This is a genomic window from Kineosporia sp. R_H_3 (assembly GCF_002198675.1).
Lineage (GTDB): Bacteria > Actinomycetota > Actinomycetes > Actinomycetales > Kineosporiaceae > R-H-3.
In genome coordinates, this window is record NZ_MWLL01000257.1 from 1 (window position 1) to 12,585 (window position 12,585).

The following is a 12,585-nucleotide window of genomic DNA, read 5'->3' on the forward strand; positions in this document are numbered from 1 at the left end:
CCCCGGCCCGACGCCCCCGCCCGGCGACCTGCTCGCCACCGCCTACCCCTGGCCCGCTCCCGGCACCGGCTGGCTGCGGGCGATGATGCTCGTCACCCTCGACGGCGCGTTCGCCGGCCCGGACGGGCACAGCCGGTCCATCTCGTCGCCCGCCGACCGGGACGTGCTGGCCGAGACCCGCCGGCTCGCGGACGCCGTCCTCATCGGGGCCGGGACCTTGCGCGCCGAGCGCTACTCGCCGATGCGGGCCCGCCCGGAGGCCGTCGACGAGCGCCGGGCGCTCGGGCTCGCCGACGCCCCCGTGCTCGCCGTCGTCAGCGCGTCGCTCGACCTGCCCTGGGACCTGCCGATGTTCGCCGGGGAGTCGGCGCTGCCCCCGCTCGTCGTCACGACCCGCGCCGCGGACGCGGCCCGGCTGGCCCGGGCCCGCGAGGTCGCGGACGTCGAGGTGCTCGGCTCCGCGGACCTCGACCCCCGGGCGCTCGTCGCGGCCCTGCACGCGCGCGGGCTGCACCGGGTGGTCTGCGAGGGCGGGCCGACGCTGCTCGCCCGGCTCGTCGCCGCCGGCGTCGTCGACGAGGCGGACGTCACGCTGGCCCCGCTGTACGTCGGGGGCGGGCAGATCGGCACCGGCGCGCCCTTCCCGGCGCCCGTCGGCTTCGACGTCGCGCACGTGCTCGAGGACGGCGGCTTCCTGTTCACCCGGATGCTGCTGCGCGGCGACGCGGACGCTGCCGGGGCGTGAACGGGACGCCGCCGCCGGACCGCCCCGGCGGCCCCGAAGTTATGCTCACCCGGTGATCACGCTCGGCGGGCTGGCGGCCCTCGCGCAGGCGCACGGCGAGGACCTCGGGCACCCGGTGGCCGCGCTGCGGCTCGGTGACCGGACCGTCGACACCGACGCCGCCCCGGTCGTCATGGGCTGCGTCAACCTCTCGAAGGACTCGACCTACCGGGAGAGCATCGCGCTGGGCACCGAGGCCGCCGTCCGCAAGGGCCGGGTCCTCGCCGCGCACGGCGCCGACCTCGTCGACGTCGGCGCCGAGTCGAGCACCGCCCGTGCCGCCCGGGTCGACCCGCAGGAGCAGGCCGACGCGCTCGTCCCGGTCGTCGAGGGCCTCGTCGCGGCCGGGGTCACGGTCTCCGCCGAGGCCTACGACCCGGTCGTCGTCAAGGCCGCGCTCGCGGCGGGCGCCGCCGTCGTCAACTACACGGGGTCCGCCGCCGACGAGGAGGTCTTCGGCGCCGTCGCGGCCGCCGGGGCGACCGTCGTCCTGTGCTACGTGCCGGGCGCGGACGTCCGGGAGGTCACCGACGTCGACCTCGACGACCCGTTCCCGGGCATCCTCGGGCACTTCGAGCGCCGGGTCGCGCTCGCCCGCTCGTGCGGCGTCGAGCACCTCGTCCTCGACCCCGGGATGGGCTTCTACTACGGCAACCTCACCGACCCGGCGGTCCGGGTGAACCACCAGATGCGGGTCCTGCTGCGCTCGTCGCGGCTGCGCCGGCTCGGGCTGCCGGTCTGCCAGTCGGTGCCGCACGCGTTCGCCCTCTTCGAGGACCAGTTCCGCACCGCCGAGGGCTTCTTCACGGTCTTCGCCGCGCTCGCCGGCGTGGGCGTCGTCCGCACGCACGAGGTCGCGCACGTCCGTGCCGTGCTGCACGCGATGGCGTCCCTCGACGCCTGACTCCCCCGTCCCGCCCCGAGAGGGTGGTCAGGGGCGGAGGGTGGGGATGCCGAGGGTGACGACGGGTTTGGCGGACGGCGTGGTGGACGGCGCGGGGGCGGCGGCCGCGGCCTCGCGGCGCTCCCAGGCGTCGCCGGCCCGGGTGCGCCGGACGGCGAACGGGCCGCCGACGAGCACGCCGTCCGCGACGAGGTGGTGCGGGGCGCCGTAGGTGACCTGGACGGTGACGACGTCGCCCGGGCGCGGGGCGGCCGCGGTGCGGGGCTCGACGTCCGTCGGCAAGGCGAAGTGCACGAGCCGGTTGTCCCGGGCCCGGCCGGAGAGCCGGCGGGTGGCCTCGTCCTTGCGGCCCTCGCCGGTCGCGACGAGGACGTCGAGGACCCGGCCCTCCTGGGCGCGGTTCTCCTCCCACGAGATCTGCTCCTGGAGGGCGACGAGCCGCTCGTAGCGCTCCTGGACGACGGCCTTGGGGACCTGGTCGCCCATCGTCGCCGCGGGGGTGCCGGGGCGCGTGGAGTACTGGAACGTGAAGGCCTGCGCGAACCGGGCCTGCGCGACGACGTCGAGGGTCGCCCGGAAGTCCGCCTCGGTCTCGCCCGGGAAGCCGACGATGATGTCGGTGCTGATCGCGGCGTCCGGGATGGCGGCGCGGACCCGGTCGAGGATCCCGAGGAACCTCTCGGAGCGGTACGACCGGCGCATCGCCTTGAGGACGGCGTCCGACCCGGACTGCAGCGGCATGTGGAGCTGCGGCATGACGTTCGGCGTCGCGGCCATCGCCTCGACGACGTCGTCGGTGAACGCGGCGGGGTGCGGGCTCGTGAACCGGACGCGCTCGAGCCCGTCGATGCCGCCGCACGCGCGGAGCAGCTTGGCGAAGGCGCCGCGGTCGCCGAACTCGACGCCGTACGTGTTGACGTTCTGACCGAGCAGGGTCACCTCGAGGACGCCTTCGGCGACGAGCGCCTCGACCTCGGCGAGGACGTCACCGGGACGGCGGTCCTTCTCGCTGCCGCGCAGCGCCGGGACGATGCAGAAGGTGCACGTGTTGTTGCAGCCGACGCTGATCGAGACCCAGGCCGCGTAGGCCGAGTCGCGTGCCGTCGGCAGCGTCGAGGGGAAGACCTCGAGCGACTCGAGGATCTCCACCTGGGCGGTCTCGTTGTGCCGGGCGCGCTCGAGCAGCGTCGGCAGCGAGCCGATGTTGTGGGTGCCGAAGACGACGTCGACCCACGGCGCCTTCTTGACGATCGTGTCGCGGTCCTTCTGGGCCAGGCACCCGCCGACGGCGATCTGCATGCCCGGGCGGGCCGCCTTGACCGGCGCGAGGTGGCCGAGGTTGCCGTAGAGCTTGTTGTCGGCGTTCTCCCGGACGGCGCACGTGTTGAAGACGACGACGTCGGCGTCGGCGCCCGCGTCGGCCTTCACGTACCCGGCCGACTCGAGCAGGCCGGAGAGGCGCTCGGAGTCGTGGACGTTCATCTGGCAGCCGAAGGTCCGCACGTCGTAGGTGCGCTGCCCGGGCGCCGCCTCGGCGGTGGTCTGGGGTGTCGTCGTCATCGCGGGTCCAGCGTAGATGGCCTCGGTCGCCGGCTCGATCCTTCCCCTCGGCGAAGTATTACAAAAGGTGACGTAGACGACCTTTCCCCCTAAGTTCTCTCCATGACCGACACCGCGAGCAGCGCCGGTCCGGCCGGCACCACGACACCTGCGCGCCCGCTCGTCGTCCTGGAGGGCGTCAACAAGTACTTCGGCGCCCTGCACGTGCTGCAGGACGTCGACCTCACGGTCCACGAGGGCGAGGTCGTCGTCGTCATCGGACCCTCGGGCTCGGGGAAGTCGACGCTGTGCCGCACGATCAACCGGCTCGAGACGATCGAGAGCGGGCGGATCCTCCTCGACGGCCGGCCGCTGCCCGAGGAGGGCAAGGACCTCGCCCGGCTCCGCGCCGAGGTGGGGATGGTCTTCCAGTCGTTCAACCTCTTCGCGCACATGACGGTGCTCGAGAACGTCATGGTCGGCCCGGTCAAGGCCCGCGGCGTCGACAAGGGCGCGGCACGCCGGACCGCGCTCGACCTGCTCGAGCGGGTCGGCGTCACCGACCAGCGCGACAAGTACCCGGCGCAGCTGTCCGGCGGGCAGCAGCAGCGCGTCGCGATCGCCCGCGCCCTGGCGATGCAGCCGAAGGTCATGCTCTTCGACGAACCGACCTCGGCGCTCGACCCGGAGATGATCAACGAGGTCCTCGACGTCATGACGACCCTCGCCCGCGAGGGCATGACGATGGTCGTCGTCACGCACGAGATGGGCTTCGCCCGTCGTGCGGCGAACCGCGTCGTCTTCATGGCGGACGGCCGCGTCGTCGAGTCCGCCGACCCCGAGACGTTCTTCACCGCCCCGCGCAGCGACCGGGCGCGGGACTTCCTCTCCAAGATCCTCACCCATTGATCCCGTCGACCCGGAGGACAGCCATGCCCGCACGCACCCGACGACGCACGACCGGTGCGGCCCTCGCGGTCGCCCTCACCGCCGCCCTCGGGCTCGCCGCGTGCGGGGACGACGGCAGCGACGAGGCCGTCGTCGCCCCCGCGGACAACCCGTCGTTCGCGGCCGGGACGACGATGGCGCGCCTGGCGGAGGCCGGCAGCGTCAAGGTCGGCACGAAGTTCGACCAGCCCGGCTTCGGCCTGCAGGGGCTGGACGACAAGCCCGCCGGCTTCGACGTCGAGATCGCCAAGCTCGTCGCGGCCGAGCTCGGCATCGAGGCCGACAGCATCGAGTGGGTGGAGACGCCGTCCGCCGTCCGCGAGGAGTCGATCGAGCGCGGCACCGTCGACCTCGTCGTCGCGACGTACACGATCAACGACAAGCGCAAGGAGCGGATCTCGTTCGCGGGGCCGTACTACGTCGCCGGCCAGCAGCTCATGGTCCGCTCGGAGGACACCGCGATCACCGGGCCGGACGCCCTCAAGGCGAACCCGGCCGCGAAGGTCTGCTCGGTGACCGGCTCGACGCCGGCCGAGACGATCAAGACCTACCTCGCGTCGCCGTCCCAGCTCGTGCTCTTCGACGTCTACGACAAGTGCGCGGACGCCCTGCGGACCAAGCAGGTGGACGTCGTGACGACCGACAACGTCATCCTCCTCGGGTTCGTCGACGAGTCGAAGGGCGCGTTCAAGCTCGCCGGCGAGCAGTTCACCGAGGAGCCGTACGGGATCGGCGTCAAGAAGGGCGACACCCAGTTCTGCGAGTTCGTCAACGGTGTGCTCGCGAAGGCCGGGTCGAGCGGGGCCTACGAGAAGGCGTGGACGTCGACGGCCGGTGAGGTCGAGGGCGCCCAGACGCCGACACTGCCGACGGCCGCGCCGTGCGCGTGAGCCGGCACGACCGGGTGGTCGGGCGACCGGCCCGTCGCGAGGGCTGACCGACATGGAGGCCGTCACCGAGAACCTCGGGCTCTTCGGCCGCGGGTACCTGCTGTCGCTGCAGCTGTGCCTGTGGGGGCTGGCCGGCTCGCTCCTGCTCGGGACGCTCGTCGCGGCCTGCCGGGTGTCCCCCGTCCCCCCGCTGCGCGCGTTCGGGACGGCCTGGGTCGGCGTCGTGCGGAACTGCCCGCTCACGGTCGTGCTCTTCGCGTTCGCGTTCGGGCTGCCCGAGGTCGGGGTCAACGGCTCCTACTGGTGGCTCGGGATCGCCGCCCTCGTCGTCTACACGTCGGCGTTCGTCTGCGAGGCGCTCCGGTCGGGGATCAACGCCGTCCCGGCCGGCCAGGCCGAGGCGGCCCGGGCGATCGGGCTGACCTTCACCCAGAGCCTGCGCAGCGTCGTCCTGCCGCAGGCGTTCCGCAGCAGCGTGCCGCCGGTCGGGAGCGTCCTCATCGCGATGATCAAGAACTCGGCGGTCGTCGGGGCCTTCGGCGTCGGCCGGGACCTGTTCAGCGTCGGCAACTCGCTGACGAGCGCCCAGGGGTACGCGGCACTGCCCGTGCTCACCGGCGTCGCCGTCGGGTACCTGCTGCTCACCCTGCCCGCGGGCGGGGCGCTGGCGGCGGTCGAGCGGAAGGTGGCGATCGCCCGATGAGCTCCGGGACGGGGACGACCCGGACCACCGACGGGACCCCGGACGGGACCCCCGACGGGACCGTGGACGGCATCGTGGCCCCGCGGCGGCGGACCGGTCGGACGGCGGCCGCAGGCGCCCCGCGCGCGACCGTGCTGTACGACGCCCCGGGCCCCCGGGCCCGCCGGCGCACGCTCGTCGGGAGCATCGCCGCGACCGTCGTCATCCTCGGTCTGCTCGCCCTCGTCGTGCGCCGGCTCGCGGACGCCGGGCAGCTGAGCGCCGAACGCTGGGGGCCGCTCCTCGACCCCTCGACGGAGGAGTTCGGTCAGGTCTGGCGGCTGCTCGGGCTCGGCCTGCGCTCGACCCTCACGGCGGCGGCGCTGGCGATCGTCGGCTCGGTGGTCCTCGGCACGCTCATCGGCGTCGCGCGGATGATGCTGCCCGGCCGCACCCGGTGGCCGCTCGTCGGCGTCATCGAGCTGCTCCGCGGGCTGCCCGTCGTCATCGCGATCTACTTCACGAGCCGGGTGCTGCCGGACGTCGGTGTCGACGTGAGCGGGCTGCCCGGCCCGGACGGCCTCTGGTACCTCGTCATCGCGCTCGTCGCGTACAACATGGTCGTCATCGCGGAGATCGTCCGCTCCGGGGTCGCCTCGCTCCCCCGCGGCCAGCGCGAGGCGGCGCTGTCGGTCGGGCTCACGCCGGGCCAGACGATGCGGATCGTCCTGCTGCCGCAGGCCTTCCGCGTCATGCTGCCGGCGCTCATCAGCCAGCTCGTCGTCATCCTCAAGGACACGTCGCTCGCGGCCGTGCTCGGCATCTACCCCGAGCTGCTCAACCGGGCGAACCGGATCGCGCAGAACCTCGACAACCCGATCCCCATGTTCATCACTGTGGGCGTCATCTTCATCGCCATCAACGCTGCGCTGAGCCAGGTCGCGGTGGTCGTCGAGCGCAGGGTCTCGAGGTCCACGGCGCACCGCTGAGGCTCGCGGGAGGGTGTCGACGGCGGGAGACGGCGGCGAGCAGGTCAGCCGTCGGTGTCGAGGCCCTCGTCGTCCTCGGGGACGCCGTCCCCGACCGCGTCGAAGAGGTCGTCCTCCGCCTCGGCCACGCAGTCCCGGATCGCCCGCATGGCGACTGCAGAGCTGTAGCCCTTGCGCGCCAGCATCCCGGCGAGCCGGCGGGTGCGCCGGGCCGGGTCGTCCCCGGACATCGCTCTGAGCCGGCGACGGACCAGGTCCCGTGCCGCCTCGAGCTCGGTCTCGTCGTCGATCGCGTCCACCGCCGCCCGGACGGTCTCGTCGTCCACGCCGCGGGTGCGCAGCTCGTGCGAGAGCGCCCGCCGGGCGAGCCCCCGACCGGTGTGCCGGGTGTGGACCCACTGCCGGGCGAACTCGTCGTCGTCGACGAGGTCGACCTCCTCGAACCGGTCGAGCACCTGCTCGGCGACGTCAGAGGTGAACCCCTTGCGGGCCAACGTGTCCGCGAGCTGGGCCCGGGACCGCGGCGCCATCGCGAGCTGACGGAGCACGACGGCGCGCGCCGCCGACACGGGGTCGTCGTCGGGCTCGGGCTGCTCGCCCGTGGCACGGGCCTTCGGTCTGGCGCTGCGACGTTCCACGGTCTGCCGTCAGCCTTCGTCCTCGGGGCAGTCGGTGATCGGGTGCCGGAACCACGACCGGAGGGCCGCCGGCCGGCCGGAGTTCCGGCACGGCGGCTCCTCCGGCCGGGCAGCCGGTGCTAGAAGTCGACGTCCGCGGCGTCCGCACCCGCAGGTGCGTCGACGCGCGGGCCGACCCCGAGCTTCTCCTTGATGCGCTTCTCGATCTCGTTGGCCAGGTCCGGGTTGTCGCGCAGGAACGAGCGCGCGTTCTCCTTGCCCTGGCCGAGCTGGTCGCCCTCGTACGTGTACCAGGCACCCGACTTGCGGACGATGCTCTGCTCGACACCCATGTCGATGAGGCCGCCCTCGCGGGAGATGCCGATGCCGTAGAGGATGTCGAACTCGGCCTGCTTGAACGGCGGGCTGACCTTGTTCTTGACGACCTTGACCCGGGTGCGCGAGCCGACCGGCTCGGAGCCGTCCTTGAGGGTCTCGATGCGCCGGACGTCGAGCCGGACCGAGGCGTAGAACTTCAGCGCTCGACCACCGGTCGTCGTCTCCGGCGAGCCGAACATGACGCCGATCTTCTCGCGCAGCTGGTTGATGAAGATCGCCGTGGTGCCGGAGTTGTTGAGGGCACCGGTGATCTTCCGCAGGGCCTGCGACATGAGGCGGGCCTGGAGGCCGACGTGGCTGTCGCCCATCTCGCCCTCGATCTCGGCGCGGGGCACGAGCGCGGCGACGGAGTCGATGACGATGATGTCGAGCGCCCCGGACCGGATGAGCATGTCGGCGATCTCGAGGGCCTGCTCACCGGTGTCCGGCTGGGACACGAGGAGGGCGTCCGTGTCGACGCCGAGCTTCTTGGCGTACTCCGGGTCGAGCGCGTGCTCCGCGTCGATGAAGGCGGCGATGCCGCCGGCGCGCTGGGCGCTCGCCACGGCGTGCAGGGCCACCGTCGTCTTACCGGACGACTCCGGGCCGAAGATCTCGACGACCCGGCCGCGCGGGAGGCCGCCGATGCCGAGGGCCACGTCGAGGGCGATGGAGCCGGTCGGGATGACCTCGATGGGCGGGCGCGAGTCCTCGCCCAGCCGCATGACGGAGCCCTTGCCGAACTGGCGGTCGATCTGGGCGAGAGCGGCCTCGAGGGCCTTCTCACGGTCTGCAGGAGCGGGCATGTCCTCACCTCGTGAACGGGCGCTCGCGGTGCGCCGGGGAGCCTGGGGCGTGGGGTCGGTACGGGTCGTCGTCGATCTCTTCAGTGCCATCGCCGACGACCGTACGGCTTGCCACCGACAACCGCTCCGCACTGCTGCGGACCTGTGGACAGTGGGGCGACGCCGCCAACTGTGGACGAGACTAGTCCGAACACGTGTTCGATCTCAGCCCGACACGCCGTTCCGGTGCAACGTCGTCCCCCTCCTGCGGCGTCCACTGCACGCCCGGCACACTGTGCGGGCGGCACACGCACGGCCACGCCCACGGAAGGGGCACCCCATGACGACCCGTCCGGGCCACCGCCACCGGCCACCGGCCCCGGCGCTCGTCGTCCTCGCGGCGGCCGCGACGCTCGCCGCGTGCGGCGGCGGGAGCAGCGCCGCGGGCGGGTCCCCGGTGCCGTCCCTCACGCTCTCCTCGCAGAGCCCGACCGCGGTCCCCACCCCGACGGCGAGCGGCGCGACCAGCCTGACCGTCGTCGTCGTCGACGACGGCTCGGGCCCGGTGACGTGGCGCCTGGAGTGCGACCCGCCGGGCGGCGACCACCCCGACCCGGCCGCGGCGTGCGCGGCGCTCGACGCCAAGGGCGCGACGGCGCTCCTGCCGGTCCCGAAGGACCAGATGTGCACGATGGTCTACGGCGGGCCGGAGAAGGCCACCGTCGAGGGCACGTGGCGCGGCAACCCGGTCTCCACGACCTTCGACCGCTCGAACGGCTGCGAGATCGCGCGCTGGACGGCGCTCGCCGGGCTGCTCCCGGCACCGAAGAACTGACCCGGGGTCGCGACCCGGCCCCGGTTCAGGGCCGGTCCGGCTAGGTCCGGGTCCAGACCTGGCTCGACCCGCCGTCGCACGTCAGGAGCACGAGCCGGGTGCCGGCACCCGTCCCGCCGCCCTCCGCCGCGATGCACAGCGCGGGTGCGTGGACGCTGCGGATCGTGCCGTCGCCGCCGAAGGTCCACCGCTGGTTCGCCTGGCCCGAGCACGCCCAGACGACGACGAGGCTGCCCGGCGACGTCCCCCAGTTGAAGTCGTCCAGGCACAGCCCGGCGAGGCGCAGGCTGCCGCCGGGTCCGTCCGACACCGTCTGCCCGGGGCCGCCGACGCAGTCGCCGAGCCGGGCCTGGGTCCCCCACCCGGCGCGCCCGGGGACCTCGAGGCAGCGCCCGGAGGCGCGGCCGAGCAGCAGCCCCGCGGGCAGGCTGGGCGTCTTCGTCGTGGTCGTGCGGGTGGTCCTGGTCGTCCGGGTCGTCCGCGTGGTCGTCCTCGGCGGGGTCGTCGTGGTCCGGGTCCTCGTGCGGGTGGTCGTCGTCGCACGCGTCGTCGTGCCGGCGGTCCGGGTCGCGTCGCGGGCCGCCGTCTTCGTCACGGTCCGCCGGGCCGTCCCGGCCCCGGCCGTCCGGGACGGCGACCCGGACGGTGCGGACGTCGTCGGGGTCGCGACCCCGGGAGGCGGCGACGTCGGCGCGGCGGGGCCGGCGGCCGGGGTGCTCGCGGACGGCGTCGCCGACGAGAGCGTCACGTCGCCGTCCGAGCCCGGGCGCAGCAGCCAGAAGAGCGAGGCACCGCCGACGACGAGCGCGACCGCCGCGACGGCGAGCCGGCCCGCGGGCGACCGGGGCGACGTCCCGGCCCCGCGCACGGAGCCGGCTGCGGCGCCGCCGGCCGTGACGTCGGCGTCACCGGCGGCCGACCCGTCCTCGGGCGCTCCGTCGGACGCGTCGCCCGCGTCGCCTGTGTCCGAGGCGACCGGGACCGGCCCGGTCACCGCCGGGACCACCGGCATGACGCTCGCCGCCCCCACCCGGTGGGCCCCGGCGACGACGCGGACGGCCTCGAGCACGGCCGGGGCGCCGCCCGCCGCGGGGATCTTGAGGTGCCGGCCCAGGCCCGCGCACCCGGCGCGGAGCCTGCGGTGGACGACACGTACGGGGACGCCGAGCAGCCGCGCGGTCGTCTCCTCGTCGAGGCCGGGCTCGGCGGCGAGCGCGACGATGAGCCGCTGGTCGGCGGGGAGCCGCTGGAGGGCCCACGCCCCGCCGCGCCAGAAGTCGTCGTCCTGGGAGCGGTCGAGGTGCTCGGCGAGGACCAGCGCCTGGCGCACGAGCGCGATCCGGCACGCGTCGACGGCGGCGGCACCGGGACCGGACCAGCCCTGGGCGGCCTCCCTCAGCGCACCGGCCACGGCGTCGTCGGCGGTCGCGTGGTGCCCCGTGAGGAGGTACGCGAGGCGGGACAGCTCCGGCCGGATCGCGGCCGCGAACACGGTGAACCCGCCCGAGCCGGGAGCGTCGTCTCCGTGGTCGCTGGTACCGGTCACAGGACGACCGTACCGAAGCGCAGCGTGACGACGGGCCCAAGATCCCGCTGCTCATCCGATCGCCCGGTGACCAACAGCAATCTTCGGCACGGATCGCCGTCCGATGATTACCGAACGTCACACCCGCGCGGGAGGATCAGGACAGCAGCAGCCGGTCCAGCCGGCGGGCGGCCACGACGACCCCGCCCGCCCCGAGCACGAGCAGGTAGGCGAGGTGCCCGAGCATGCTCGGGTCCGGCAGCCCCAGGCAGAGCCCGCGCACCAGCTCGACCGCGTGGTAGAGCGGCAGCACCCGGACGACGGGCTGCAGCGCCTCCGGGTAGGTCGACAGCGGGAAGAACGTCGCGGAGAACAGGAACATCGGCAGGACGACGAGGTTGAGCAGGTCGAAGTCCTGCCAGGAGCGCATCCACGTCGTCGCCGCCATCCCGACCGCCGCGAAGGCGAGCCCCACGAGCGCCGCGGCCGGCAGCGCGAGCAGCGCCCACCACGAGCGGAGCAGCCCGCTCGCGGCCATGACGAGCATGAACATCACCGCGTACAGCCCGCCCCGCAGCTGCGCCCACGCGATCTCCCCGACGGCGACGTCCCGCGGGCCGAGCGGGGTCGCGAGGACGCTGTCGTACAGCCGCGCGTACTTGAGCTTGAAGAACACGTTGAACGTCGAGTCGAAGACCGCGCCGTTCATCGCGGACGACGCGAGCATCGCCGGCGCGACGAACACCGCGTAGGGCACGAGGACACCGCCGGCGTCGACGTCCCCGACGAGGGTGCCGAGGCCCACGCCGAGGGAGAACAGGTAGAAGACCGGCTCGACGAACCCGCTGACGAGCAGCAGCCAGCCGCGCCGGTACACCCGCGCGTTGCGCTCGACGAGCATCCGCGCCATGCCGGCACCGGCCGGCATCGGGACGGCGCGGGCCAGGGCGCGCAGGACGGCACCGCGGCCCGTGGCCGGGACCGGGGCCGCCGTCGTCATCGGACGAGCCTCCTGCTGTAGACGACGCGGGCGGCGACCACGCCCACCGCGACCCACAGCGCGAGGTACGCGCAGTGCGCAGCGACGGACGCGAGGTCCGGGCTGCCGAGCGCGAGGTCGCGGCAGGCCTGCGTCGCGTGCCACAGCGGGGTCACCCACGCCACCGGCCGGATCGCCGCCGGCAGCTGGTCGACCGGGTAGAACGTGCCGGCGAAGAGGAACGTCGGCACGAGCACGAAGCGGAAGAGGTACGCGAAGCCCTGGTCGTTCTCCTGCGCGGCCGCGAAGGCCATCACCGGTGCGGCGTACGCGGCGCCGCACAGCGTCGCGACGAGGACCGCGCCGATCGTCCACCACGAGGTGAACGCGCCGAGCAGCGCGCCGACGACGCCGAAGACGACGCTCACCGCGAGCAGCCGCAGGACGATGAAGGCGAGGTGCCCGAGGAGCACGTCGACGACGGCGAGCGGGGTCGCGAGCATCGCGTGGTACTGCCGCTGCCACTTGATCGCGCCCATGACCGGCCAGGTCGCCTCGCCGACCCCGGCCTGCATCGCGTTCGCCGCGAGGACGCCCGGGGCGACGAAGAGCGCGTACGGGACGCCGACCCCGCCGGACGACCCGGTGTCGACGAGCACGCCGAGCCCGAAGCCCAGCGAGCCCAGGTAGAGCAGCGGCGACAGCACGCCGGAGACGACGCTGCTCTACC

General features: G+C 74.0%; 13 protein-coding genes. 7 read left to right on the plus strand and 6 right to left on the minus strand.

Annotated features, from left to right (window positions below; genetic code table 11):
• Together ECOMGDLI_RS32415 and ECOMGDLI_RS32420 are read left to right on the plus strand one after the other, a co-directional pair.
• Positions 1–745, plus strand: a 745-nt coding sequence (locus ECOMGDLI_RS32415) for a dihydrofolate reductase family protein (RefSeq protein WP_088320942.1), incomplete at its 5' end; no start/stop codon positions are given.
• 52 nt (positions 746–797) lie between these two features.
• Complete coding sequence (locus tag ECOMGDLI_RS32420) at positions 798–1,688, plus strand: dihydropteroate synthase (RefSeq protein WP_088320943.1); 891 nt, start codon at positions 798–800, stop codon at positions 1,686–1,688.
• A 27-nt stretch (positions 1,689–1,715) separates the two neighbouring features.
• Here the strand turns inward: ECOMGDLI_RS32420 and miaB are convergent, their stop codons facing one another.
• Positions 1,716–3,248, minus strand: a complete 1,533-nt coding sequence (miaB, locus tag ECOMGDLI_RS32425) for a tRNA (N6-isopentenyl adenosine(37)-C2)-methylthiotransferase MiaB (protein WP_088320944.1) — start codon at positions 3,246–3,248, stop codon at positions 1,716–1,718.
• Between the two features lie 102 nt (positions 3,249–3,350).
• Between miaB and ECOMGDLI_RS32430 the strand changes: the two genes are divergently transcribed.
• From ECOMGDLI_RS32430 to ECOMGDLI_RS32445, 4 genes are read left to right on the plus strand one after another with little or no spacing between them, the layout of a single operon-like run.
• Positions 3,351–4,136 carry an amino acid ABC transporter ATP-binding protein gene (locus ECOMGDLI_RS32430; protein WP_088320945.1) on the plus strand — a complete coding sequence of 262 codons (786 nt, stop codon included), beginning with the start codon at positions 3,351–3,353 and terminating at the stop codon, positions 4,134–4,136.
• A gap of 23 nt (positions 4,137–4,159) precedes the next feature.
• Complete coding sequence (locus ECOMGDLI_RS32435; protein ID WP_088320946.1) at positions 4,160–5,065, plus strand: glutamate ABC transporter substrate-binding protein; 906 nt, start codon at positions 4,160–4,162, stop codon at positions 5,063–5,065.
• Positions 5,066–5,117: 52 nt separating this feature from the next.
• Complete coding sequence (locus ECOMGDLI_RS32440) at positions 5,118–5,768, plus strand: amino acid ABC transporter permease (RefSeq protein WP_088320947.1); 651 nt, start codon at positions 5,118–5,120, stop codon at positions 5,766–5,768.
• Positions 5,765–6,736, plus strand: a complete 972-nt coding sequence (locus ECOMGDLI_RS32445; RefSeq protein WP_088320948.1) for an amino acid ABC transporter permease — start codon at positions 5,765–5,767, stop codon at positions 6,734–6,736. The genes ECOMGDLI_RS32440 and ECOMGDLI_RS32445 overlap by 4 nt, the downstream gene beginning before the upstream one ends.
• Positions 6,737–6,780: 44 nt before the next feature.
• Here the strand turns inward: ECOMGDLI_RS32445 and ECOMGDLI_RS32450 are convergent, their stop codons facing one another.
• Both ECOMGDLI_RS32450 and recA read right to left on the minus strand, forming a co-directional pair.
• Complete coding sequence (locus ECOMGDLI_RS32450; protein ID WP_233153723.1) at positions 6,781–7,374, minus strand: regulatory protein RecX; 594 nt, start codon at positions 7,372–7,374, stop codon at positions 6,781–6,783.
• Positions 7,375–7,493: 119 nt separating this feature from the next.
• Positions 7,494–8,537, minus strand: coding sequence for a recombinase RecA (gene recA, locus ECOMGDLI_RS32455; protein WP_088320949.1), 1,044 nt, complete (start codon positions 8,535–8,537; stop codon positions 7,494–7,496).
• A 319-nt stretch (positions 8,538–8,856) separates the two neighbouring features.
• Here recA and ECOMGDLI_RS32460 point away from each other — a divergent pair, with 319 nt between their 5' ends.
• Positions 8,857–9,351: an SSI family serine proteinase inhibitor gene (locus ECOMGDLI_RS32460; protein ID WP_088320950.1), complete on the plus strand. Its 495-nt coding sequence runs from the start codon at positions 8,857–8,859 to the stop codon at positions 9,349–9,351.
• Positions 9,352–9,391: 40 nt separating this feature from the next.
• Here the strand turns inward: ECOMGDLI_RS32460 and ECOMGDLI_RS32465 are convergent, their stop codons facing one another.
• The 3 genes from ECOMGDLI_RS32465 to ECOMGDLI_RS32475 form a co-directional block, all read right to left on the minus strand.
• Entirely contained in the window at positions 9,392–10,897 is a 1,506-nt protein-coding gene (locus ECOMGDLI_RS32465) for a ricin-type beta-trefoil lectin domain protein (protein WP_143448065.1), read from the minus strand.
• A gap of 136 nt (positions 10,898–11,033) precedes the next feature.
• Entirely contained in the window at positions 11,034–11,876 is an 843-nt protein-coding gene (locus tag ECOMGDLI_RS32470; protein ID WP_088320952.1) for an ABC transporter permease, read from the minus strand.
• A complete protein-coding gene (locus ECOMGDLI_RS32475) occupies positions 11,873–12,562 on the minus strand; it encodes an ABC transporter permease (protein ID WP_088320953.1) in 690 nt (229 codons plus the stop codon). Before ECOMGDLI_RS32475 ends, ECOMGDLI_RS32470 begins: the two co-directional genes overlap by 4 nt.
• Positions 12,563–12,585 lie beyond the last annotated feature (23 nt).